23 protein-coding genes, 2 tRNA genes, 1 pseudogene and 1 riboswitch are annotated in these 24160 nt (G+C 60.0%); of the genes and pseudogenes, 9 read left to right on the plus strand and 17 right to left on the minus strand.

What is annotated here, in order from left to right; all coding sequences use genetic code 11:
- Positions 1-434: 434 nt before the first annotated feature.
- Together C2E25_RS08535 and C2E25_RS08540 are read right to left on the minus strand one after the other, a co-directional pair.
- Positions 435-2258, minus strand: a complete 1824-nt coding sequence (locus tag C2E25_RS08535) for a TonB-dependent receptor plug domain-containing protein (RefSeq protein ID WP_158247197.1) — start codon at positions 2256-2258, stop codon at positions 435-437.
- A gap of 183 nt (positions 2259-2441) precedes the next feature.
- A riboswitch (cobalamin riboswitch) is annotated at positions 2442-2646 on the minus strand.
- Between the two features lie 33 nt (positions 2647-2679).
- Complete coding sequence (locus C2E25_RS08540; protein WP_103115341.1) at positions 2680-3324, minus strand: LysR substrate-binding domain-containing protein; 645 nt, start codon at positions 3322-3324, stop codon at positions 2680-2682.
- Between the two features lie 174 nt (positions 3325-3498).
- Here C2E25_RS08540 and C2E25_RS08545 point away from each other — a divergent pair, with 174 nt between their 5' ends.
- The 6 genes and pseudogenes from C2E25_RS08545 to C2E25_RS08570 all read left to right on the plus strand — a co-directional run bounded on the left by C2E25_RS08545 (position 3499) and on the right by C2E25_RS08570 (position 6786).
- Positions 3499-3711: a helix-turn-helix domain-containing protein gene (locus C2E25_RS08545; RefSeq protein ID WP_103115342.1), complete on the plus strand. Its 213-nt coding sequence runs from the start codon at positions 3499-3501 to the stop codon at positions 3709-3711.
- Positions 3712-3781: 70 nt separating this feature from the next.
- A pseudogene (gene rhuM, locus C2E25_RS08550) lies at positions 3782-4377 on the plus strand (RhuM family protein); the annotation flags it as partial.
- 160 nt (positions 4378-4537) lie between these two features.
- Positions 4538-4819: a Fic family protein gene (locus C2E25_RS08555; RefSeq protein ID WP_332882151.1), complete on the plus strand. Its 282-nt coding sequence runs from the start codon at positions 4538-4540 to the stop codon at positions 4817-4819.
- A gap of 78 nt (positions 4820-4897) precedes the next feature.
- Complete coding sequence (locus C2E25_RS08560) at positions 4898-5230, plus strand: hypothetical protein (RefSeq protein WP_103115343.1); 333 nt, start codon at positions 4898-4900, stop codon at positions 5228-5230.
- A 9-nt stretch (positions 5231-5239) separates the two neighbouring features.
- Positions 5240-6391: a hypothetical protein gene (locus C2E25_RS08565; RefSeq protein ID WP_103115344.1), complete on the plus strand. Its 1152-nt coding sequence runs from the start codon at positions 5240-5242 to the stop codon at positions 6389-6391.
- Entirely contained in the window at positions 6388-6786 is a 399-nt protein-coding gene (locus C2E25_RS08570) for a hypothetical protein (protein ID WP_103115345.1), read from the plus strand. The genes C2E25_RS08565 and C2E25_RS08570 overlap by 4 nt, the downstream gene beginning before the upstream one ends.
- Positions 6787-7362: 576 nt before the next feature.
- Here the strand turns inward: C2E25_RS08570 and C2E25_RS08575 are convergent.
- From C2E25_RS08575 to C2E25_RS08605, 8 genes are all read right to left on the minus strand, one after another.
- Positions 7363-7653 carry a type II toxin-antitoxin system RelE/ParE family toxin gene (locus C2E25_RS08575; RefSeq protein ID WP_103115346.1) on the minus strand — a complete coding sequence of 97 codons (291 nt, stop codon included), beginning with the start codon at positions 7651-7653 and terminating at the stop codon, positions 7363-7365.
- On the minus strand, positions 7650-7883 hold the full coding sequence (locus C2E25_RS08580) for a type II toxin-antitoxin system ParD family antitoxin (RefSeq protein WP_103115347.1): 234 nt from the start codon (positions 7881-7883) through the stop codon (positions 7650-7652). The genes C2E25_RS08575 and C2E25_RS08580 overlap by 4 nt, the downstream gene beginning before the upstream one ends.
- A 182-nt stretch (positions 7884-8065) precedes the next feature.
- Positions 8066-8142, minus strand: a tRNA-Pro gene (locus tag C2E25_RS08585).
- Between the two features lie 78 nt (positions 8143-8220).
- Complete coding sequence (locus C2E25_RS17965) at positions 8221-8355, minus strand: hypothetical protein (RefSeq protein ID WP_269845104.1); 135 nt, start codon at positions 8353-8355, stop codon at positions 8221-8223.
- A gap of 42 nt (positions 8356-8397) precedes the next feature.
- Positions 8398-8904, minus strand: a complete 507-nt coding sequence (gene lspA / locus C2E25_RS08590; RefSeq protein WP_103115348.1) for a signal peptidase II — start codon at positions 8902-8904, stop codon at positions 8398-8400.
- Positions 8897-11680 (minus strand): isoleucine--tRNA ligase, encoded by a 2784-nt coding sequence (gene ileS / locus C2E25_RS08595; RefSeq protein ID WP_103115349.1) that lies wholly within the window; start codon positions 11678-11680, stop codon positions 8897-8899. Before ileS ends, lspA begins: the two co-directional genes overlap by 8 nt.
- Before the next feature lie 203 nt (positions 11681-11883).
- The gene (locus C2E25_RS08600; RefSeq protein ID WP_085011728.1) at positions 11884-12051 is read right to left on the minus strand and encodes a plasmid mobilization protein; all 168 of its coding nucleotides are present in this window, start codon (positions 12049-12051) and stop codon (positions 11884-11886) included.
- A 250-nt stretch (positions 12052-12301) separates the two neighbouring features.
- A complete protein-coding gene (locus C2E25_RS08605; protein ID WP_103115350.1) occupies positions 12302-13006 on the minus strand; it encodes an endonuclease III domain-containing protein in 705 nt (234 codons plus the stop codon).
- 166 nt (positions 13007-13172) lie between these two features.
- Between C2E25_RS08605 and C2E25_RS08610 the strand changes: the two genes are divergently transcribed.
- Complete coding sequence (locus C2E25_RS08610) at positions 13173-14126, plus strand: chemotaxis protein CheV (protein WP_103115351.1); 954 nt, start codon at positions 13173-13175, stop codon at positions 14124-14126.
- Between the two features lie 190 nt (positions 14127-14316).
- Here the strand turns inward: C2E25_RS08610 and C2E25_RS08615 are convergent, their stop codons facing one another.
- From C2E25_RS08615 to C2E25_RS08645, 7 genes are all read right to left on the minus strand, one after another.
- A complete protein-coding gene (locus tag C2E25_RS08615) occupies positions 14317-14661 on the minus strand; it encodes a hypothetical protein (protein WP_103115352.1) in 345 nt (114 codons plus the stop codon).
- Between the two features lie 453 nt (positions 14662-15114).
- Positions 15115-17595, minus strand: a complete 2481-nt coding sequence (locus C2E25_RS08620) for an EAL domain-containing protein (protein WP_103115353.1) — start codon at positions 17593-17595, stop codon at positions 15115-15117.
- Positions 17596-17659: 64 nt separating this feature from the next.
- Complete coding sequence (locus C2E25_RS08625; protein WP_103115354.1) at positions 17660-18103, minus strand: response regulator; 444 nt, start codon at positions 18101-18103, stop codon at positions 17660-17662.
- Positions 18100-19623, minus strand: coding sequence for an ATP-binding protein (locus C2E25_RS08630; RefSeq protein ID WP_103115355.1), 1524 nt, complete (start codon positions 19621-19623; stop codon positions 18100-18102). The genes C2E25_RS08625 and C2E25_RS08630 overlap by 4 nt, the downstream gene beginning before the upstream one ends.
- Positions 19620-21128: a hybrid sensor histidine kinase/response regulator gene (locus C2E25_RS08635; RefSeq protein WP_158247199.1), complete on the minus strand. Its 1509-nt coding sequence runs from the start codon at positions 21126-21128 to the stop codon at positions 19620-19622. Before C2E25_RS08635 ends, C2E25_RS08630 begins: the two co-directional genes overlap by 4 nt.
- 130 nt (positions 21129-21258) lie before the next feature.
- Entirely contained in the window at positions 21259-22179 is a 921-nt protein-coding gene (locus tag C2E25_RS08640) for an SEL1-like repeat protein (protein WP_103115357.1), read from the minus strand.
- A gap of 135 nt (positions 22180-22314) precedes the next feature.
- Positions 22315-22391: transfer RNA gene (locus C2E25_RS08645), tRNA-Met, on the minus strand.
- A 348-nt stretch (positions 22392-22739) separates the two neighbouring features.
- Between C2E25_RS08645 and mnmH the strand changes: the two genes are divergently transcribed.
- The gene (mnmH, locus tag C2E25_RS08655) at positions 22740-23807 is read left to right on the plus strand and encodes a tRNA 2-selenouridine(34) synthase MnmH (RefSeq protein WP_103115359.1); all 1068 of its coding nucleotides are present in this window, start codon (positions 22740-22742) and stop codon (positions 23805-23807) included.
- A gap of 70 nt (positions 23808-23877) precedes the next feature.
- On the plus strand, positions 23878-24045 hold the full coding sequence (locus C2E25_RS17660) for a hypothetical protein (protein WP_199177388.1): 168 nt from the start codon (positions 23878-23880) through the stop codon (positions 24043-24045).
- Positions 24046-24160: the final 115 nt, after the last annotated feature.

Consider the following 24160-nt stretch of genomic DNA (forward strand, 5'->3'; position numbering starts at 1 on the left):
AAAACCTGTAGGGGCGTCTGCCGGACGCTCCTACAGTACCACCCCCAAAACCCAAAACCGCGGGGGCGCGGCCCCGCCCGCCGCCCTACTCTTTTGCTCGCCACAAAAGAGTAGGCAGAAAATGGCGCCCGACGAAGCCACCCTGCGGGTTCCTTCACTTCGGCGCCGCCCGGCGGGAGGCATGAAAACTCGGCTGACGCCTCAGACATTCATGCCTCTTGTTTCCGCCGGTCGTCCCCTCCGTTCAGTGGCTTCCACGGGAAGGGACAGCACACCTCAGACAAAGTTCCTCCAGCACAGACGTTGAAGGCGGCCGAGACGTGTACAGATGCAAGGCGTCTCACGCGTCGAGGAATGAGGCGTAGCGGCAGCTACGTCGGAATGACGAGGCGCGTGAGCAACGCAGCAGATGTGCGCGTATCGGCCGCCCTCACTCAAAAATAGGTGGTGATGCCGGCGAACACCTCCCTCGGCGGCATCGGATAGCCGCTGTTCTCCTCGTAATCCTTGTCCAGCAGGTTCTTCAGCGTAATCCGGGCGTCGAAGGTAACGCCGTTGTCAAGGACGAAGGGCCGAGAGAAGCTGGCATCCAGCACTACGTAGCCGGTACCGTCGCGGGTGGCGTCGGCATAGTACTTCAGATAGCGGCCGTCGAGGCGCAGCCGGGCTTCCTTGACCGGGCCGACTTCCATGAAGAGATGGACCTGGTGGCGGGCCTTGTTGTCGAGGAAACGGTCGGTGGCGCGGTCCTTGGGATAGAGGTAGGTGTAGTTGCCGCCGCTTTTCAGCAGTTCGCAGAGCTGCAGGTCAATCTCCATTTCGGCGCCCCAGATGCGGGCTTCGTCCACGTTGACCGGGCTCCAGACGAAACTGCTGTCAGCGCGCCAGTCGATGAGATCCTTGGCGTCACGCCGGAAGGCCGCCAGGGAGAGGTCGCCGAGGTCGCCCAGTTGCTGATCGAGGGCCAGTTCATATTCCCAGGCGGTTTCCGGATCGAGGTCGGGATTCCCCCTGGCGAAACTGGTTGCCGGCCAGTAACGGTCATTGAGGGTCGGGGCGCGGAAGGCACGGCTGACCGAGGCCCGCAGGCGGGTGCTTTCGGTCAGCGAGAAGAGTGCCGCGGCCCGCGGGCTCAACTCATTGTTGAACTCGGAGTGGGCATCGTAGCGCAGTCCCAGCAGCAGGCTGAGACGGGAGGTCATTTCGATCTGGTCCTGGCCGAACAGCGACCAGCGGTTCTCATCGTGGTTGCCGCTGGCGGTGGAGTCAAGCTTGTCATCGTAGAAGTCGCCGCCGAACAAGATGTTGTGCGCATCTCTTTGCCAGCTGGCCGACAACTCGGTGCCGAAGGTTTCAACGATATGGGTGTCGTCGACCGGGGTCCAGCCGCCCGGGTCCCGGTAGTTGTTGCGGCGCCGTTCATAGCTTTGCCGGAGGGTGATCGCCAGGGGACCGGCCGGGCCGGTCAGGGTCAGGGCGGCGAGGGTGTTTTTGTCCTGCTGCCGGGCCTGCGGGCTGGGCCAGGCGGTCGAACCCGGTACGCCGGTATCCTTGTCGAGATAGAAGCCGGACAGGCTGAGGTCGTAACCGCCGCCGAGATCGAAGCCGAGCATCCCCTCCAGGTTGGTCTGGTCGAGGTCGGAGTTGGTCCGGTAGCCCTGCGAGCGATCCAGCCCGGCGCCGAGGCGGTAGCGCATGCCGTCTTTTCTGCGGGTGGTGGAAAAGCTCAGGTCGCGGGTTTCGAAACGGCCTTCGCTCCAGTTCAGCGTGGTCTGCGGTTCCGTTTCGGGCGTGCGGGTGAAGATCTGGATGACTCCGGCCAGGGCGTTGGTGCCGTAGAGGGCCGAGGCCGGTCCGCGCAGGACTTCGATCCGCTCGATCTCGCTCAGTGCCACCGGCAGGTTGCTGAGGTTGAACTGGCCATTCTGCGGTGAATTGAGGCGGATGCCATCGAGCAGCACCAGCACCTGGGCGCCTTCCGAACCGCGGATGCTCGGGGTGGCGATGGCGCCGGCCGGTCCGCTGCTGGTGGTCTGCAGGCCGACGGTGTTGCGCAGCACTTCATCGAGGCGGGTGGCTCCGGTGGCGGCAATCTGATCAGCGGTGATCACCGTCACCGAGGCCGTCAGCTGTGATTTCGGCCGGGCGCTGCGGGTTGCGGTGACCACCACCGGGTCGAGGGTCGCGGCGCGAACCGGGACCGGGGTAGAGCTCAGCATGCTTAGTCCGAGCGCCAGGGCAAGACAACTTCTCTTCATCAAATGGTTCCTCCTGCTTGATTCCCGGCCGATGACCGACGCACCGGCGCAGGGCTGGTCCCCGGGTTGTGAAGAGAGTAAAAAAAGGGCAAAAACAGCAGAAGCCCGCGCACTCGTTGCAGAGGGCACGGGCTTCTCGTTTTTGAAGGGCCGCTTTATCCACCCTCCCATCCCGGGGAGGTTCCTGTGGGGGGTCCGGCCGGCAGGTCTTCTGGCTCACGAATCATCCTCCGGGCCGCCTTCCCGATCCTCGGGGATCAGTGGTCTATCGGCCCTTCGTCCTCGCTTACAGCGGCGGGTCCGCGGGGGATTTGCACCCCACTTCCCTCGTGACGCCGACTTAAGTCAGCGTCAGGCCCTCTCGGGCACCGGTGGACAGACAAAATTGTGTCAAATCAATACGGTGGAAGGAGGGCCGCTGTCAAGGAGAAAACGAGGTTGAGCTGTTGTCCGCCGGGGCGCAGAAGGCCATGAACCGCCGCAGCAGCCTGGTGCGGTATTTTTCGCCGTGCAGCAGCAGGTAAAAATTGCGCCGCAGGTCAAGGAACGGGGTCTGCAGCGCCACCAGGGCGCCGCTCCGGCGGGCCCTGCGGGTTGCCAGCAGGGACAGGCAGCTGATGCCGAGCCCCGCCTCCACCGCCTCCTTGATCGCCTCGGTGTTGCCCAACTCCAGGTAAACGCGGATGTTCCCCAATTTGCCCGCCAATGCCGTCTCGAACACTTCACGGGTGCCGGACCCCTGCTCCCGCAGGATCCACTGCGCCTCCGCCAGGTCCTCTGCGGTGATCTCTCCCTTGCGGGTCAAGGGGTGGTCGGCGGCGGCGTGGATGGCCAGGTGGTCCTGGCGCCAGGGGATGGTCTCGATCGCCGGCTGATGACAGAACCCCTCGATGAAGCCGATGTCGATATTGAAATGCAGCAGCTCCTGGACGATCTGTTCGGTGTTGATGCTCTTCAGGCGGCTCAGAGTCTGCACCGCGTCAACGCCGGATATCTTCTTGTTGACATACATCGCCACCAGTTTCGGCTGGTCGAAGCCGGTCTGGAACTTGTTGGCCACCAACATGACCTGGTAGAGGTCAGTATCGAAGGCGCGGCGCAGATCTTGCCCTCTGACGGGGTGTGTCGGAAAAATCCTGCACCTGGCCAGATTTCCTGTTTTCTTCTTGTCTTTATGGGTGGTCAGAGTTATCTTTTTTTATCAATTTTTAACTATAGATATCTTCCGAGCGGTGAGGTCATGGATAAAATCGACAAATGGCTGACCATTGATGAACTGGCGGGCTACATCAAAATGAGCCGGACCAAGCTCTACGGCATGGCCCAGCGTGGTGAGGTTCCCGCCTCCAAGATTGGCAACCAGTGGCGTTTTGACCGGGAGGAGATCGATCAGTGGATGAAGGCGCACGCGACAGGAACTGTCGGAGCTGATAATAAGGACAAGAAGCAATGAACGGTGGACCCCACAGCCAACTGGCCAACTTTATCTGGTCCATCAGCGACCAGCTTCGGGGGGTCATGGCATGAGCACGCCGGATAGAGGAGAACTGATCGTTTACCGTACCGAAGATGGGCAGGCGGAAGTCCATCTGCAAACCCTGGACGGCTCTGTCTGGCTCAGTCAGGGGAGCTGTTCGATACCACCAAGCAGAACGTCAGCCTGCACATCAAGAACATCCTCAAGGAAGGGGAGCTGGCTGAGGATTCAGTTGTCAAGGAATACTTGACAACTGCCGAGGACGGCAAGCGTTACCAGACCAAGCATTACAACCTGCACATGATTCTGGCGGTGGGCTACCGGGTGCGCTCGCCGCGCGGCACCCAGTTTCGCCAGTGGGCCACCGCCCATCTGGCCGAGTATCTGGTCAAGGGCTTCGTCATGGACGACGAGCGGCTCAAGAACCCCGGCGGCTGGGACTACTTCGACGAGCTGCTGGCCCGCATCCGCGAGATCCGCGCCTCCGAGAAACGCTTCTACCAGAAGGTGCGCGACCTCTTCGCCCTCAGTTCCGATTATCGGGCCGATGACCGTGCCGCCCAGCTCTTCTTTGCCGAAACCCAGAATAAGCTGCTCTTCGCCGTCACCGGACAGACCGCTGCCGAAATCGTCGTCTCCCGCGAGGCCATGGCGCGCATCGCCCGCGAGCGATTCGACGCCTTCGACGAAAATCGCCGACTGGTCGAGGCCAGGCAGGCCGATGCCGAAGATATCGAGGAGCTTGCGCGGATCGAAAAGCAACTTGAACACAAAAAGGGGGGGCAATGACATCGTGGGGCGGATGATCCTGGACATTGTTAGCATCTCGACCCCGGAAGTCGCCCAGGAAGTCACCCCGGAAGTTCGATTGATCTCAGTTCTTGCCGGCGAGATGACCCGGAAACAGCTCAAAGAGGCGTTTGGGCTGAGAGACGATGAACATTTTCGCAAGGCTTATTTGCTCCCCGCTTTGGAGGCCGGGTGGGTTGAAATGACCATCCCCGACAAGCCGCGCAGCAGCAAACAGAAATACCGCCTGACCGACAAGGGGTGTCAGCTGAAGACCCAGCACGGCGGTGGATAACTTGCGACAAACTGCTTGTGACAATCCGGCTAAGGCTTTACTTGGAGCGACAAAAGAGAGGTTTTTAAAGGGGATCCTATGAAGCAGATGAAACCGTTTGCCGGAACATGGCGCATCGTCGAGATGGAGGTCTGGGGTCAGGATTATGTCGACATGGAGGTTCCTGGATACTTCTTCATCGGCTCGGATGGAACCGGCAAGTTTCAGTTTGGCCTGGTCTCCGGGGACATCGACGGACGGGTGGAGCCATGTGGTAATGATCCACGTTTCGATTTTTCCTGGTCCGGACAGGAAGAAAATGATTCGGTCTGCGGTCGGGGCTGGGCGGTCATTGAAGATGGGGAGCTGAACGGCCGCATCTATCTGCATCTCGCTGACGACTCCGCCTTTCGGGCCACCAGAACCAAGTGAGCAACTGCCGTGAGTGAATATCAGTATCTTGAATTTCTTGCTGTTGACCACCCCTTGACGGCTCGGGAAATGGCCCATCTGCGGGGGATTTCAACCAGGGCGCAAATCACGCCGGTCAGTTTCATCAACGAATACAGTTGGGGCGGACTGAAGGCCGATCCTCGCGATTTCATGCGGCAGTTTTTCGATGCCCATGTATTTATCGCCAACTGGGGGGATGCCATCTTTATGGTGCGCTTGCCCAAAGAGGCCATCGACCAGAAGACACTCAAGGCTTTTTGTACCAGTCCGCATCTTGAATTTGAAAAGTTACCGGAGCATTGGCTGTTGACCTGGTCCCTTGGCGAAACCGAGGATTACGATCGCTTCGGCTATGTGGATGAAGGCCCCGGCTTGATGCCCCTTCTTGCTCCTGTGCGGGAGGAACTGATGCGGGGTGACCTGCGCAGCCTGTATCTCGGTTGGTTGCGGGCTGTGACGACCGAGGAAACCGACCCGGACGATCTGGAACCCTTAGCGTTTCACGGGTTGAATAATCTGACAGCTGCGCAGCAGGCGCTGGCTGAATTTCTCGAAGTCGACATCGACCTGCTGGCCGGGGTGGGCAGCGGAAGTAAAGAGAATCAACCAGACCCAGCGGATGACGCGGCACTCGATGCCTGGCTGGATCATTTGCCAAAGGCGGAGGTCAATGGATACCTTCGGCAGATGTTGGGTGGGCAGGGTGCCAGCGCCGAACGGGCCTTGAGGCGACGGTACGCCGCCTGGCAGGCGCAGTCGGGACCGACGCAAAATGTACGCCGCTCCGTTGCGGAATTGTGGCGGCTGGCCGAGGAGGCCAAGGGCCTGCGGTTGGTCGAAGAAGCCAAGGTCCGCCAGCAAGCCGAGATCGAGCGCAAGAGGCAACGGGATGCCTGGCTCGCCAAGCTGGCGGCGGATTTTCCCCGGGCCTGGAAGTCGGCCCATGAAGACGCCGGCAAAGGCCACGCCCATGCCTACGACGCGGCGTGCCGCCAACTGGTCGATTTGCGCGATGCCTACAGTCAGCATGCTGCCTTGGCAGCGTTCCAAAAGGAGTTTCAGGAGTTCATGGCCGAACACTCGCGCCGTCGTGCCCTGGTGCAGCGTCTGGTCAAAGCGGGATTATGGCGAGACAAATGAGCGTCGACAGGAACAATGAAGCGGAGAGTTTTCGCGCCTGGGCACCGGATTTCGACAGGTGGCCAAAGAGCTGGATGGGCGTTGCGGAAGATCTCGCCTACGGCAAGAAGCTGTTGCCCTGGTTTGCCGGTTTTCTGCAGGCACTTTATGCCGAGGGGATGGCCAGAAAAACCTATGTTCAATACCGTGACACTCTGTGGCTTCTCGGTGGGACGATCATTCGCGAGATTTCTCTTTACGAGGCGTATCAGGCTGACCCTCTTGAGAAGCTGCGCGAATCGGTGGCTGATGACGGTATTCTGCCTGATCATTACGATCAGATGACCCAGGCCGAATTAAGAGCCTTCGAGCGCATGTGTCGCAGGTTTGAAAAACATCTTGAGAAGCTGAGGTGAGGAACATTGTTCCTCTTCTCTTGGCGTTAAACGTCGTGGTCGCCGGAGCGATGAAGAGCAGGGCGACCTGTTCCGCGAAAGAAAGAGGGGGCTTGGTGTAGTTCACGACCTGCCCCCAAAAAAAGTAACCCGCCGGGGTGCGCATGACAGGCCGAAACCTGCAGAGGCGGGGCGGGTGTTGTTACCGGTAGTGTAGAAAGAATTGCCCGACATGGCAAGCATGAAAATATCATGCAAATACCAGTGTCTCTCTTCCCTCTGGGCAGATGTCTTCTTGCAGAAAACGTCCCCCTCATACGGCGACATGGAGCCAGTAAAAAACCCGCCAAAGTGTGCATGGCCGCAAGCGGCCAGAGGTATGGCGGGTGTGTCGGCCGCAGTGTAGTCCAATCCATAACAATTCAGCTCGCTTAGACTAAACGAATGATTGCCAGACGTCAATGCTTCGCTGTCTGGCAGGGGGAACGAAAATGTTTCCATTGCCGTGACCGCGGGGTGTTGCTCATGGTTATGAAAATGGATAGGACTAACCAGGAACGAAGGGGCATTGACCTTATCTGCTGCCGCCGGAAGATTTCACAGATGTCGTTCGAAATCCATTTGTTGATGTAGGATCCGCACGACGTCAATCCCATGATCCGTCAATTTGAAAAAAATGACATGGGAGCCGGACCGGACTTTTCGATAGCCTTTCCTCACGTCACTGATGTCGGTGGCTGTTGGTGAATCACCGGCTTGTGCCTGCATCGCAGCCCATAGCTCGCGCACATATTTTTCCGCCTGGTCAATCCCCCATTCAGCAAGGGTGTAATCCCAGATGTCACTCAGGTCGGACTTCGCCCTGGGGGATAGGATCACCGGTTTCATAGAGACAGGGATTTCTTTTTGTCGGCGATGAACGCATTGATGTCCAAGCCGGTCGAAGGCCCGGAATTCTCTCCTTCGATCAAGGCCTGTCGTAATTTCTCCAGCTTGATATGGTCCCTTCTGATCAGGTCCCGCACATAGTCGGATGCGTTAGCGTATCTTCCGCTTTGCACGCATTCTTCAACCCAGGTCTTCATCTGGTCCGGTAGCGAAATATTCATTGTTGCCATGTCAGACTCCTGTTTTTGGTTTGACAGGATCAAGTTATGGCAAAGTTTGTCAATTGTCAAACTCTGCCAAGCTTTTCAGGTCCGCCCCGGGTGGCTGGAGTGGCCCCGCCCCCCCGTCATCCCGGAAACAAAAAAAGCACATCCCGGTCGGGACGTGCTTTTTTGAACAATTGAAAGAAGAATGGTCGGGGCGAGAGGATTTGAACCTCCGACCCCCTACTCCCGAAGCAGGTGCGCTACCAGACTGCGCTACGCCCCGACACTTCTTCTTCCAGACCGTACCCAGTCGGTACGGCAGAACGGTTTATACTCTTTTCGCGGGGCGTTGTCAATGCCCCTATTTATGTTTGTTCGCTTCGTGTTCGACCCAGTTTCCGGCTTTCTGCATGTCACGGCCGAGGCCGCTGAGGCACTCGCAGCCGGTCAGGGCCAGAAGCAGGATGAGCAGGCCCAGGGCGATCAGGCGTTTCATGAATTATTCCTCCTTGGCGTGTCAATCAATTTTTGCAGGCGGTCAGTCGGCAGTGCCCTTGCGCTTCTTCCTGCGGTCTTCCCGCCACATGTCCAGCAGCAACAGCCCGACTCCGACGGTGATGGCCGAGTCAGCGATGTTGAAGGCCGGCCAGTGGTGACCGTACCAGTGGGCATCGAGAAAATCAATCACCTCACCGAGGCGGATGCGGTCGACCAGGTTGCCGATGGCGCCGGAGAAGATCAGCGCCAGGGAGGTGGCGCCGAGCTTCTGCTCATCGGTCATGCGATGCAGGTAAAAGAGAATAGCCCCGCCGGCAACGATGGCGATGATAATGAACAGCGGCATGCGCAGTGAACTGTCAGCCAGCATGCCGAAGGCCGCGCCACGATTACGCACGTAGGTAATGTTGAAAAAGTTCTTGATCACCTGCACCGACTCGTAGAGCGCGAAGCTGCGGTCGATGTAGAACTTGATCAATTGATCGAGCAGCAGCAGCGGCAGGCTGATGCCGACCAGGATGCGGTAGCGCAGCGGCACGTCAGGCATCCAGGGCTTCACGGCAGCGCCGGCAGACGGTCGGCCGGGCTTCTTCCTCGCCGACGCTTTTACTGTAGTTCCAGCAGCGCTCGCATTTTTCACCCTCCGCCTTGTCGACGCGGATAACCAGTTCCGGGAGCTCGTCACTGGCCTTGCCGTCGGTCAATTCTTCCACCAGTTCCGCCTGGGAAACGATGCACAGGGTGGCCAGTTCATTTCGGTAGTTCTCGGCCAGTTCGCGCCAGGGACCGGTTGCCGCGGCGAGGGTCACCCGGGCATCGAGGGAATGGCCGATCAGCTTGGCGTTGCGGGCTTCCTCCAGGGCTTTGGAGATGGCCGAACGCAGCTGCAGCAGGCGGCTGTAGCGTTCTTCCAGGTCAAGATCCCGCAGCTCGTCGAAACTCGCCGGAAATTCAGCCAGGTGGACGCTCTCTTCCCGCTCGCCCGGCAGTTCGGTCCAGATTTCGTCGGCGGTGAAGGAGAGCACGGGGGCGATCCAGCGGGTCATCGCATCGAGGATGCGGTACATGGCCGTCTGGGCGCTGCGTCGTTCAAGGCTCTTGGCCGGGGCGGTGTAGAGCCGGTCCTTGAGCACGTCGAGGTAGAAGGAGCTGAGGTCGACGCTGCAGAAGTTGTGGACCGCGTGGTAGAGAACGTGGAACTGGTATTCGTCGTAGGCGCGCTTCATCCGCTCGGTCAGCGCTGCCAGCCGCGACAGCGCCCAGCGGTCGATTTCGAGCATTTCGTCGGTGGCGACCAGGTCCGTCTCCGGGTCAAAATCGTGGATATTGCCGAGGATGTAGCGGGCGGTGTTGCGGATGCGCCGGTAGGCCTCGGAGACCTGCTTGAGGATGTCGTCACCGACCCGGTTGTCATCGCGGTAATCCTGGGTGGCGACCCAGAGACGCAGGATCTCGGCGCCGTACTGTTTGATGACCTTCTCCGGGGCGATGACGTTGCCGGCCGATTTCGACATCGGCCGGCCGTTCTGGTCGAGGACGAAGCCGTGGGTCAGGACCGCTTTGTAGGGCACCCGGTCGCGGGCGCCGAGTGCTGCCAGCAGACTGCTGTGGAACCAGCCGCGGTGCTGATCGGAACCTTCCAGGTAGAGATCCGCCGGGTACTGCAATTGCGGATGCGGTTCGACCACCGCTGCCTGGGAGACGCCGGAGTCGAACCAGACGTCGAGGATGTCGGTCTCCTTGCGGAACTCATCGCCGCCGCATTCGGGGCAGACGGTCCCTGCCGGCAGCAGTTCACCGGCGTCCTTCTCAAACCAGATATCCGAGCCGACCTCCTCGAACTGGTCGGCGATATGGTGCATGATTTTGCCGTCGGCCAGGGCGTGGCCGCACTTGCTGCAGTAGCAGGCGGTGATCGGTACCCCCCAGCTGCGCTGGCGGCTGATGCACCAGTCGGGGCGGTTCTCGATCATGTTGTAGATCCGATCGCGACCCCAGTGGGGAATCCACTCGACCTGGCCGATGGCGGTCAGCGCCTTCTGCCGCAGCTCGTTGGCCTCCATAGAGATGAACCACTGCTCGGTGGCGCGGAAGATGATCGGTTTCTTGCAGCGCCAGCAGTGGGGGTAGCTGTGGGAAATGTTCGCGGCCTGCAGCAGGGCGCCGACCTCGTTCAGCTTGTCGTTGACGGCGCCGTTGGCCTCGGCGACCTTCATGCCGCCGAACAGTTCCAGGTCTGCGCGGTAGCGGCCGTAGTCGTCGACCGGGTTGTAGACCTCAAGACCGTACTTGAGGCCGACGATGTAGTCGTCCATGCCGTGTCCGGGGGCGGTGTGGACGCAGCCGGTGCCCGCCTCCAGGGTGACATGGTCGCCGAGGATGATCAGCGAGTCGCGCGCGTAGAGAGGGTGGCGGCAGGTCTGACGCTCAAAGATCCCGGCGTTGAAGCTGGCGACCACCCTGCCTTTCTCACGGCCGAGGGACTGCATGACGCTCTGCCACAGCCCTTCGGCCAGCACCAGCAGCTCGTCGCCGCTTTCGACCACCACGTAGTCGAGGGCCGGGTTGAGACAGATGCCGAGGTTGGCGGGAATGGTCCACGGGGTGGTCGTCCAGATGACAAAATCGAGCGGTCGTTCGCCGACGGCATCCCGCAATTCATTGGGCAATTCACCGTTGAAGCGGAACTTGACGTAGATCGACGGCGAGCTGTGATCGGCGTACTCGACCTCGGCCTCGGCCAGGGCGGTGACGCAGGAAGAGCACCAGTGGACCGGCTTCTTGCCCTTGAAAAGCCCGCCGCGTTCGGCGAAGCGGGCCAGTTCCCGGGCTGTGGCCGCTTCGTAGCCGGCGGTCATGGTCAGGTAGGGATGTTGCCAGTCGCCGAAGATGCCGAGACGCTGGAATTCCTCACTCTGGATGGAGACCCATTCCCGGGCGTAGTTGCGGCATTCCTTGCGGATTTCGACCTTGCTCATCTCGCGTTTCTGCTTGCCGAGTTTCTGGTCGACCTTCAGTTCGATCGGCAGGCCGTGGCAGTCCCAGCCGGGGACGTAGGGCGCGTGGAAACCCTGCATCCGTTTACTCTTGATGATGATGTCCTTGAGGATCTTGTTGAGGGCATGACCGATATGAATATGGCCGTTGGCGTAGGGCGGGCCGTCGTGCAGGGTGAAGGTCGGTTTGCCTTTGCCGGCGGCATGTAGTTTCTCTTCGAGCTTGAGCTGCTGCCAGCGTTGCAGCATCTCCGGCTCCCGCTTCGGCAGGTTGCCGCGCATCGGGAAATCAGTTTTGGGAAGATTGAGGGTCTGCTTGTAGTCCATATCGGCGCTCCTGGGCACCCGTTCGGCGGGCGCAAATCAAGAGCACCAAATTAGCAGAACAGCGGCTGTATCGCAAGAGGAAGTAGGTCGGGGGAAAAAGCCGGTGGGGTGCTGTCTTTTTGGTGGGAGAAGTGACCTATCGGACAGGGGTCGCGCGGGACGCGTCACGGCCGGACGGGGCGGGCCGTCCGGCCGCTATGGGGTCAGGCGATCTGTTGCCGGCCGAATTCGGGGATGTCGAGGCTGTCGCGCAGCAGGTTGGAGATGTTGGTGCCGGCCTGGTTGGCGCGCTCCTGGAGGATCTGCATTTCCTGATCGTTGACTCGGCAGGAGATAATGAACCGTTTCGGATTTTTGACAGATTTTCCCATGAATACGTCTCCTTCGGAATAAATGGCAGTGCGGCTGATCACTGCAGGTGTTGGTCTGGTTGCCGTATACGGTTTGCAAGGGGGCTGCCAATATTAAACAGTGTTGGATGAAAACTGAAAAAAGCTTTTAACACAGTTGGTTGGGATGAGTTTTGAGGTGCGCGTCAGGATTGGCAATGAGGCTTGATGAAGGACAGAATGACACATGTGCGCTGACGATGTTACCAAATGACACATTCATGTGCTGATGTCACCGGTTCATGGAATTCGCGGGGCAGTGGGCCGACAGGGGACAGCTGTCGCAGAGCGGCCGGCGTTTGCGGCAGTACTCCTTGCAGAGGATGACGATCAGGGCGTGGTATTCATTGAACATCGCGGAGGACGCCGGCAGGGACTCCATGAACATTCGTCGCAGGTCATCGTAGCTTCCGTCACCGGGCAGCCTGTCCAGTCTCCCGAAAAGTCTGCGGGTGTAGGCGTCGACAACGAAGCTCGGCTGCTCGCCGGCATAGAGCAGGATCGAGTCGGCGGTTTCCGGGCCGACACCTTTCAGTTTCAGCAGCTCATCGCGGGCGATGGCGAGGGGTTGGGCGAGCAGCCGGCGGATATCCCCTTGATGGTTGTCGATGAGATGGGCGGTGAAAAGTTGCAGCCGCTCGCTTTTCTGCCGAAAGAAACCGGCCGGGCGGATAAGGCGCTGCAGTTCATCCGGGGGCAGATCGTGCAGGGTGGCAGTCTGCAGTGCGTCGGCCCGTCGCAGGTTGCCGATGGCTTTTTCAACATTGGTCCAGGCGGTGTTCTGGGTGAGGATGGCGCCGATCGCCATTTCGAAAGGGGTGTCGGCCGGCCACCAGTGCTGCGGGCCGAAATGTTCGAACAGCAGATGATAGACCCGTTGCAGAAAGGTTGTCGTCGGGACGCGGTTTTTCGGGAGTTGATCGAAGGGGCCGGCCATGCGGCATGATTTAACATAATCCGTTGCGGTGAGTCCATCTTCTGTCGGGATGCTTCAGCGGCGGTTCATTGAAGCGAAAAAACCGATCTGAAGAAAAAAAGCTTAAGGCTCATGGTCGGAAGGGCGATATGAAGAAGGGATACCCACCAGATCGGAGACCTTTCTCATGAGTGAAATGACAAGGCAAGAGATTCTGCTCGAAAGCGGAACCAACGAGATGGAGATTATCGAGTTCTATCTCGGCACCCAGCCCTTCGGCATCAATGTGCAGAAACTGCGGGAGATCATTCCTTACGATCCGAACGCGGTGACCCGGCTGCCCGATGTTCATGAATCGATGCTCGGCACCCTGCTGCTGCGTGGACGCACCCTGCCCCTGATCGATATCAGGAAACATGTCGAGGCCAGGCCCGGTGAAGAGGATGCCGATACCCGCCGGGTGGTGCTGGTCTGCGAGTTTAATGAGTTGACCAACGGGTTCCTGGTCGACGGAGTCAACCAGATTCACCGGGTCTCCTGGGAACAGGTCCAGCCGATGTCGGTCTTTCTCGACCAGTACAAGCCCCGTTTTACCGGCAGCATCCAGATCGACAACCGGGAAATTCTGATTCTCGATCTCGAACACGTGGTGGCGGAAATCGATCCCGAGGCCGGCACGGCCTATGATGATGTCCAGGGGGCCAGTGCTGTCGCCACCCCCGAAACCCGCAGGGAAAAGCTGCTGATGCTGGCCGAAGATTCAGCCATTATTCGTTGCGGCATCCAGCGGGTGCTGAAGGCTTCAGGCTATGAGCAGCTGCAGGTGTTCGATAACGGCAAGGACTGCTGTGACGCTGTCAAGGCTCTCAAGGAGAAGCATGGTTCCGACCTGCAGGAGGTTCTACACCTGGTCATTTCCGACATCGAGATGCCGAAGATGGATGGTTTGACCCTCTGCCGGCAGATCAAGGAGGCCATGGGGCTCAAAAACCTGCGGGTGATTATGTTCTCTTCGCTGATCAACGAGCAGATGGCACTCAAATGTGACCAGGTCGGTGCCGACGGTTATGTCACCAAACCGCAGATTCCGGAGTTGGTGGAGATGGTGGACCGACTGGTTTTTGGGAGCGAGGGCGGCTGAAATTGCTGCGAGGGCGGCCGATACGCACGCATCTGCTGTGTTGCTCGCACCTTCAGTCGCTGCGGAGTAGCTGCCGCTACACCTCACTCCCTCAGCTGCGAGACGCCTTGCAGCTACGCACGTCTCGACCGCCTTCAACAGTAGTGCTGGGGGGGACTGCCGATCTTCTTTGCGGCTGGATCCGGCATGATCAGTCCAGCAGGCCGTTCAGGCCGATGCCGAAAATCGGATCCTGACCGGCCTCCTCCTGGTGGTCGCTACCACCGGGGGAGTAGGATGTAATTCCGAAATGAGTGCGATCGTCGAGTTGCAGGGCAAAGTTGGTTGTCACAGCGGCCGGTCTGGTAGGCGTTCTTGACGTCCGCGGCGACGACAACAGCAGTTGGCGCAGATCCGGGACCGGCTTTGTTTGTTCGGACGGGGCCTGTCGCGAGGACGGGTAGACGGTGTTGAAGCAGAACAGGTCGAGGCCCAGGGCGTGCCCGGGAAGACCGGCCGGCAGGATCAGGCTCAGAATAAGGACCAGGTACCGCATCAGGTTCCTCCGTTTCTCCTCCTCTGGATACTTCTTTGTATGAGCATCAGCCATGCCGGTTTTCGGTGCCGAAAATGCGCCCTGGGATGCAATTTTTACCCTGTGGCAAGTGGTTGAAATGACGTTGGTGAGCATTTCCCGGCAACAACGGGGAGAGTTGTGGTGACGGATAAGGGCGCTCAATAAGGTCCCCATGGGCGTTGTGGCACAGTTGGCACACTTGGACAGGCGACAATCTGCGACGCTGTGTCAGGTTGTTTGGCAGTGACGGATGATGTGAACAACGCTGCGGACGGATGCGTTATGGTCGCTCTCGCCCCACCGTTCCAAGGCGGCTCAAATGTCGTTAGATGCAAGGCGCGCGAAGACTGAAACCACAGGCGTAGCGGCAGCTACGTCGAGGATTGAAGGCTGAGGGCAACGCCGCAGATGACGGCATTTCAGCCGCCCTCACTACATGGCCGGCATCAGCCGGCGCCCGAAACCGAAACGTGGCACCCAATCCTGGACCAAGGCGGCGATTTTCTTGACCGGCAGCGGTTTGCTGAAGAGGAATCCCTGGCCGTGGTGACAACCGTTTTTCTTCAGGAAGCGCATCTGCTCACGGGTTTCGATCCCTTCGGCGACGACTTCCAGCTTGAGATTGCGCGCCAGGTCGATAATGGCGTGGGTGATGGCGGCATCTCCGGCGACGCTGGTCAGGTCGCGGACAAAGCTCTGGTCGATTTTCAGTTTCGAGATCGGGAACTGCTTGAGACAACTGAGGCTTGAATAGCCGGAGCCGAAATCGTCGATCGCCAGGTGGACACCCATTTCCCGCAGGGCGTGCATGGTGCCGATGGCATTTTCGACATCGTTCATTATTGAACTTTCGGTGATCTCAAGCTCCAGCAGTTCCGGCGGCAGTCCCGATTCATCGAGGATTTCACCGATCATTTCGATCAGGTTGTTCTGACGGAACTGGCGGCGTGAAAGATTGACGGCCAGACGCAGGGGACGCATCCCCTGGTCCAGCCATTCCTTATGCTGTCTGCAGGCGGTTCGCAACACCCATTCACCGATCGGGATGATCAGGCCGGTCTCCTCGGCCAGGGGAATGAAGTCGGCCGGTGAAATCAGCCCGCGTTCCGGATGCTCCCAGCGGACCAGGGCTTCGAGGCCGACCGGTTTGCGGCGGGTCAGGCTGTATTGCGGCTGGTAATGGACCCGCAACTGTTCCTGCTGGATCGCCTGGCGCAGGGCCGATTCGAGAGTCAGCATCTCATGGGCTTTCGATTTCAGCTCGGCGGAGAAAAACTGGTAAGTGTTGCGGCCTCGTTCCTTGGCCAGGTACATAGCGGCGTCGGCGCATTTCATCAGTTCTTCGGCGTCTTCAGCGTCATGCGGGTAGAGGCTGATGCCGATGCTGGCTGTCGGGTAGAGGTCATGACCGTCGACCTGCAGTTTGCGCGAAAGGGTGTTGAGGAAGTTCTGCGCCATGCGGCTGACGGCATGGTCGTCGTGGATATCTTCGAGCAGGATGACGAATTCATCTCCGCCAAGCCGGGCGACGGTGTCGGTTTCCCGCACGCAGCCGCCGAGCCGGGAGGCGATTTCCTGCAGGAACAGGTCGCCGCAGGAGTGGCCGAGGGAATCGTTGACGTTTTTGAAACGGTCGAGGTCAAGGAACATCAGCGCCAGCGGACGGTCGTTGCGTCTCGCTTTGGCCAGAGCCTGCCTCAGGCGGTCGATGAACAACATCCGGTTCGGCAGGTCGGTGAGGGCGTCGTGGAGCGCCAGGTGCTGCAGGGTCTGCTGGTTCTGGCGCAGGTGCTTTTCGGCCAGCAGGCGTTCGGTCACATCGCGGGAGGCTTCGATGATGCCCTGGATCGAACCGTCATCGCTTTTCAGGGGTGTCGCTTCGACCTCGAAGTGCCGTACGCGGCCGTCCGGGAGACGATAATCCTGGATATGGCGGGAAATTGTTCCCTTGCGCGCTTCAGCGAGGGAGCAGCTGGAACCGCTGCGACAGGGACGTTCCGGACGGTCGGGAAGCCGGTGGCAGCGCAACGGCCAGTTGTCTCCCGGATCACCGGCCAGCAGTTGGCCCGCGGCCTTGTTTTTCAGCCGCACCCGGCAGTCGAGGTCGGTGACCATGATCGGGTCCATGACGCCGTCGATGACCCGTTGCAGGAAACTGCGTTCAGCGTCGATTTTGCGTTCCAGCTGCTTGCGGGAGGTAATGTTGCGCAGGGTGACCAGCTGGGCCGGATATCCGTCCCATTCGATGGCGCTGGTCAGTCCTTCAACGACGACCGGCATGCCGCCTTTGCCGAGAAATTCGATTTCACTGCTTTTCTCCGGCTTGAGGGGGAAAATGAAGGGTGTCCCGATGAGGTTCTCCTGGCTGGTGCCGAAAAGCTCCTCGGCGGCCGGGTTGGCGAAACTGATGATGTCGTTATGGTCGAGAACGATGATGGCGTCGGCATAGTGCTGGACCAGGGTCTGCAGGCGCGCCCCGGCTTCGACCGCCTGGATACTGGTGGTTTCCACCGCCTTGTACAGCTTCTGGCGTTCGATGGCATAGCGGACGGTGTTGGCCAGGCTGCTCGGGCCGAAACCACCCTTGACAAGGTAGGCCTGGGCACCGGAACGAACCAGGTCGATGGCCTGTTGTTCCTGATCATTGTCGCAGAGGATGACAACCGGCAGTTCGGGATATCGCTGGTGCAGGCGTTCAAAGAGCTCGCCGTCGGTGGTGTCCGGCAGCCCGAGATCCACCAGGGCGACGTCAAAGTCCTGTCGCCTGCCGAGTGCCAGGGCATTGTCGAGGCGGTCGGTCAGGGTGAGGTGAAAACGAAAGGATTTGGCGGCCGCGAGCTGTTCCCTGACCAGGGTTGCCGCCGTGTTCTGGTCTTCGACCAGCAGGATTTTCAGATCGTTGTAATCCACCATGAGTGACCCCCCGATAATTGATATCTTCTTATCGGTCGGGCCGGGCGGGAAGTTAACGATGTTCTCAGTTGGGCAGGGTGACGACGGCCAGCCAGAAACTTTCGATGGTTTTAATCACTCCGAAGAACTGGTCGAGGTCGACCGGCTTGGTGATAAAGCAGTTGGCGTGCAGGTTGTAGCTCCGCAGAATATCTTCTTCGGCTTTCGAGGTGGTCAGGACGACGACCGGGATGCGTTTCAGGTCTTCATCGGCTTTGACCTCGGCGAGGACTTCCCGACCATCCTTTTTCGGCATATTGAGATCCAGCAGCACCAGTTCGGGTCGGGGGCGGCCGGCATATTCACCGATGCCGCGCAGGTACTTCAGTGCTTCGACGCCGTCGTGTACGACATTGAGGTTGTTGAGGATCTTTCCTTCGCGCAGCGCCTCTTTCGTCAGACGCACATCGGCCGGGTTGTCTTCGACCAGCAGGATTTCGATCGGATGGCTGTTGGCAATAGGGGTCATGGGTTCCTCCTGTCGGGAATAACAAACCAGAAACAGGCGCCGTTTCCGGGTTCGGAATCGACGCCGATATGTCCTCCGTGGCGTTCCGCTATTTTTTTGCACATGGCCAGGCCGATGCCGGTTCCGGGGTACTCGGCCAGGCCGTGCAGACGCTGAAATACCTGAAAAATCCGTTCCCGGTAGAGGGTGTCAATGCCGATGCCGTTATCCTGGATCAGGATGCGCCAGGCATCTTTCTCGCGCCGGCTGAACACCTTGATGACCGGCGGATTCTGCCCGTGGAATTTGATCGCGTTGCCGATCAGGTTCTGCAGCAGCCGCTCCATCTGTCCCGGGTCGGCAACCAGGTTCGGCAATCGTTCGCTTTCGATTCTGGCGCCATTTTCCTCGATCGTCAACTCAAGATTTTTCAGGGCCCGGTCAAGGACCCGGTTGAGATCGACTTCAACGAAGGGGTCGCCCTTGCGATCGATTCTCGAATAGTCGAGCAGGTCGTTGATCAACTGTTTCATGCGGTTCGCCGCGTCGACGGCGAAGTGGATGAATTCATCGGCATCCGCGTCCAGCTGCCCCTGGTAGCGCCGCTGCAGCAGCTGGACATAACCGGTGATAATCCGCAACGGCTCCTGCAGATCGTGGGAGGCGACATAGGCGAACTGTTCCAGGTCCTGGTTCGATCGCTGCAATGCCGCGGTGCGCTCCATGACCCGCTGCTCAAGCTCGACCGTCAGCCGCCGCAGGTCTTCCTCGGCGCTCCGCCGCAGTTGCAGCTCCCGGTTCAGTTGCCGGTGCTGCGCGTCGAGCTGGGCCGCCATCTGTTCCATGCTGGCCGCGAGTTCGCCCAGTTCGTCCCGACTGTCGAGGGGGGCGGGGTGGTTGAAGTCGCCCCGGGCGATCTGGCCGGCACGGCTTCGCAGCTTCTTGATCGGCCTGATCAGGGTTTTGCGGGTGAGAATTGTCAGGATGATGATCAGCAGCAGGGTTGCCGCGGCGGTGGTGCCGATGCTGATGCGCAGAAGCTGCTTTTTTTCCGCTTTGAGGGTGCGATTTTTCAGGGCGAGGACCACCTGCCAGCTCCACGGAGGGAACTGCCGGGTGAGAAAGACATCGTTGTCGTCCGGGTTACTGGTCTCGAACTCGATCGTCTCCGCCGGATTCCAGCCCCGGGAGGTCAGGAACCGGAAATGGTTATCCACGTGCAGTTTCTCGTCGTCGGGATGGGTGTCGAGCAACAGCTTGCCGTTTCGGTTGAAAATGAGCAGGCGCCCGCCTTCCGGAAGGAGAAAGTCGGTTGCGGCCTGCAGCGCCTGTTCCTGTCCCGCCGTCCCGCCGTTCGGGTATTGCCGCTGCAGGGGCGCGAGGTGTTGCTGAAAGAAGAGGTCGAGCAGGCTGTGCATGCCCCGCAGGGCCTGCTGGTTGAGGCTGTGAGTGGACAGCTGCAGCTGCAGAAAAGAGAGGGCGCCGATGATCAGCAGCACCAGCGGCATGATAGCGAGGAAGCTCTTGTGGGACAGTCTCATTGCGGGGAAATATTTTCTGCGATACCGAGAGCGCAGGGCAGGTCAACCTGTACCCGGGTGAAGACTCCGGCCTCCGACTCGAAGGTCAGTCGGCCGCCATGTTCCTGGATGATGCCGTGGCTGATGGAGAGTCCCAGACCGGTTCCTTCTCCGGCCGGTTTGGTCGAAAAGAAGGGGGCCAGGATCCGGTTGCGGATTTCATCCGGGATGCCGGTGCCGTTGTCGTGGATGCTGGTACGGATGAAGCCGCCTCCCAGGTAGTCGGCGCGGATGGTCAGTTTCTTTTCGGTACTTCTGCGATCGGGAAACCTGCTGTTCAGGGCGTAACGGGCATTGTTGATCAGGTTGAGAAAAACCTGTTCGATCTGTTGCGGTTGAACATTGACGGCCGGTAGGTCGTCGGGCAGGTCGACGCGGAGTTCAATGCCGTCCTTGTAGAGCTGGTTGCGGACCAGTCCCAGGGTGTCATCGAGAATCGCCGCGACGGAGGCGGGACGCCTGGTCTCCTGTCGTTGGCGGGAAAAATGGAGCAGTTTGCTGACAATGCCGGCGATCCGATCGCCTTCCCGTTCGATGCGCCCGGCAATCCCAATCGCCTCGGAGTTGTCGGCGGCGCATTTTTTCAGGATAGCGGCGTAATTGATGATGCCGTTGATGGGATTGTTGATTTCATGGGCGACCCCCGCTGCCAGTTCTCCCAGGGAGGCGAGCTGGTCGGTGCGTATCGCTTCGGACTGCAGGCGCACGCGCTCGGTGATGTCGTTGGAGAGTTCGATCACCCGGTCAACGCCGCCGTCGCGATTTTTGATCGGAAAGGCACGCAGGCCGAGGATACGGCCGTCGGGGGTGGTGATCTTGTCGCTGAGAGATTGACCGGAGGCGAAGCAGCGCTGGACGATGCAGTCCGGACAGGGAGTCTCTTCGCCGAAAAAAACCTCGTAGCACTTTTTTCCTTCGACCGGTTTTTCCGTTTCCGGGAGAAACCGGCAGGCACCTTCATTGGCCCAGATGATGTCCAGATCCCGGGTCAGCAGCACCAGGCCGTCGGGGATGCCGTTGAACAGGGCGCGAAACTGTTCCGTCAATAATTTGTACTGCGCTTTCTGCTGGCGCAACTGCTGATCGATCTGGTGACGTTCAACGGCATACTGCAACGAACGGGCGAGAAAATGGTCCGCTTCGGCCCCCTTGATGATGTAATCCTGGGCGCCGCGCTGCAGGGCCTGCTGGGCCAGGCCATCATCATCCAGCCCGGTCATGACGACAATCGGTATCCCCGCCTCCCTGAGCAGAACCTCAAGCGACGGCAGCCCCTGGCTGTCAGGCAGACCGAGGTCCATCAGGATGATGTCAAAGGATTGCTGTTGCAGCAGATGCCGGGCCTCGGCGAGGCGGGAGGAGAAGGTCAGAGTGAACGTCCTGTTGCCCAGCATGGCTCTGATCAGCCCGGCGTCGGCAGGGTTGTCCTCTATGACCAGTACCGATAACAGCCGATTCCCGGACACCTTACCCTCCTGGAAAGCAGACCTTAGCAAGTGAGATGGCAAATGTTTACGAGGGGGCGCGGACACAAATAGTTTAAATCCTAGCAGGGAATGTTCGGGGTGCAAGGACGCGGTGGCGAAAAGCGCGGGCTCATTGTTCCAGCTGACGACGCAATTCCCTGGCCTCGACGTCGGCCATCGCCTGTTCGGTGCCGGTCAACTCTTTTTTCAGAATCTCAACATTCTGGGCGGCATCGGCCTGGCCGTTTTCGGCCGCCAGGCTGAACCAGGCAAAGGCTTTGACCCGGTTCTCTACCGTGCCGCGTCCCGTGAGATAAAAGACGCCCATGTTGAACTGGGCGTTGGCGTCACCACGCAGGGCGCCGATACGGTAGCATTCCAGGGCCTGGTAGTCATCGTGCCGAGGGTTGTCGCTGTCGGCGTAGATATCACCGAGGTTGCAGTGGGCGGCGACCTCTCCCTGCTCGGCGGCCAGCTCATAGAGGCGGGCCGCTTCGGCGTAGTCCTGTTCGACACCGCGGCCGGCGGCATAGAGCCCGGCCAGGCTGAATTGGGCGCCGGTATGCCCCTGGTCGGCGGCCTGGCGGAACCAGCGTGCCGCCGCGGCATCATCCTGCGTCACCCCGGTTCCTTCCAGGTACAGCAGACCGAGATTGTACTGGGCCTGCGCCAGCCCCCGTTCGGCAGCCTGGCGATACCAGTCGGCCGCCTGTGCCGGGTCTGTTTCGAGCCCATCTCCGCGGCTGTAGAGGATGGCCAGGTTGTACTGAGCCTCGGCCAGCCCCTGTTCGGCAGCTTTGCGATACCAGATTGCGGCCTGGACCGGATCGGTCGGGACGTCCCGGCCGTTCTGGAAGGCCAGGCCGAGATTGAACTGGGCACCCGGGTCACCGTTTTCGGCGGCCTGACGCAGCTGTTCGATGGTCAGTTCCGATGTGCCCGGGGGGACGGTTTCCTGGCGGTCGGTGAAGTCGGCGTCATTTTGTTCGGCGGCGTGGAGCGGAGCGGCGAACAGCAGACAGGCGGCAAGCAGCCAGGGCAGATAGCGCATGGTCCCTCCCAGTGTTGGCGTGGACGTATGCCGTATTGTCGGCAGAGTGGCGGAAAATTGCAACCGGAAGTTTGATGGCGGGAGGGAGAGGTACAAAAAAAGGGATCCGCGCTTGCGGATCCCTTTGAATTTATTTGGTTGCGGGGGGAGGATTTGAACCTCCGACCTCCGGGTTATGAGCCCGACGAGCTACCAGACTGCTCTACCCCGCGACAACGGAGGCTGAAGATATACCTGTTCGGTGTGGCTGTCAAGAGTGGAATCGGGGTTTTTTGCCGGAGGCGGGAAGTTTTGCTTGTTTCCCGATTCCGCCCTCCGCTATAACTGCCCTGTCGGAATCGGCGGCCGCCGTCGGTGGCTGCGAGATGCCGATAATCTTGATCGCGGGATCCTGAATCAGTGAGTGCCTGTTGGATGGAGAGTGCAGGTGCCTGGTCTGAATGAGGCTCCCCAAAATCTGAAGCGCACCCATAGGTTTGCTGGTGATTTTGGGGAAGCTCAGGCAGATCAATGACTTGTGCTATCCGCCGACAAGGGACCCATTGATTCAGGAGGATGTTATGAGAGATCTGAGTATTACCCTGGAGCAGGCCCTGGCCCTGCGTGACCGGGGGGCGCTGCTGGTTGATGCCCGCAGTCCCGCCGAGTTTGTCGCCGCCACCATTCCGGGAGCCATTAATGTGCCGGTCTTTGACGATGAGGAACGCCACCGGGTCGGGCTCTGCTATGCCGAGGAAGGCAAACGGCAGGCCCGACGCCTGGGGGTGGACCTGGTCAGCCCGAAGATCCCGCGGATGATCGCGACGGTCGAGGAGGCGCTGGCCGGGGGGCGGCCGCCGGTGATTGTCTTCTGCTGGCGTGGCGGCATGCGCAGCCGCTCGCTGGCGACCTTTCTTGAACTGGCCGGGTTCCCGGTGCGTCAGTTGACCGGCGGCCACAAGGCGTTCCGTTCCCATGTCTGCCGCTTCTTCGCCCAGGACGACTGGGGGCGGCTGCTGGTGCTGCGTGGGCTGACCGGGGTCGGCAAGACGCGGCTGCTGCAGAAACTCGAACGGGACGGTTACCCGGTGATCGACCTGGAGGGACTGGCCAACCATCGCGGCAGCGCCTTCGGCGCTCTCGGGTTGCCGCGGCAGCCGTCGCAGAAGATGTTCGAGGCGCTGCTTTGGGACCGGTTGCGCCAGATCCCCACGGATGGCTACGCCCTGACCGAAGGGGAGAGCAAGCATATCGGCCGGGTGGTGCTGCCGGAGCGGGTCTATGCCGCCCTGCAGGTCGAAACCAGCCTCTGGATTGAGGCCTCGCTCGCTTACCGGGTGCGGGTGATCCTCGATGATTACCCCGCCCGTGACCAGCTGCGCGATCAGTTCGTGGTGCCGATCAAGGCCCTGAAGGAGCGGCTGGGGCGGGACCGTATCGAGGAGCTGCTCGCCCTGCTCGATGCCGGAGAATGGGAAAAACTGACGGCCCGGCTGATGGTCGACTATTACGACCCGCTCTACAGGCACACCAGGCCGGAAAGACGCATCGAGATCGCGATTGAACCGGAAGAACAGGGGATGGAACACTTGAAGCGGGCGATTGCCGCCATCCTCGCGGCTGAATCGGGGGAGCCGGTTTCACTCTGACGCGCCTCAGGATTGCAAAAAAAGCGGTCATCACCGATAATCGCAATCATCCATCACCCGGAGGAAACCGATGCCGCGGCCGCTGTCCAAAGATGAATGCAACAAGCTCTGCCGCCGCTGCCTGCGCGAGTGCCGGCAGCCGGAGAACGTGCTGCTGCTCGAATGCCCGCGCTTTCTCAAGCGCCCCTTCAAGAGTCCCGCCTACAGATTCAACCAGCTCGACCTGTTCGGGGAATAAAGAAACAGGTGTAAATTGTAAGGACTCAGTTGATTAAAGGCCGCGGGCAGATGAGTCTTTTCCAGCCTCCAGCCTCCAGCCTCCAGCCTCCAGCCTCCAGCCTCCAGCCTCCAGC

Source organism: Geothermobacter hydrogeniphilus (assembly GCF_002898515.1).
Lineage (GTDB): Bacteria > Desulfobacterota > Desulfuromonadia > Desulfuromonadales > Geothermobacteraceae > Geothermobacter_A.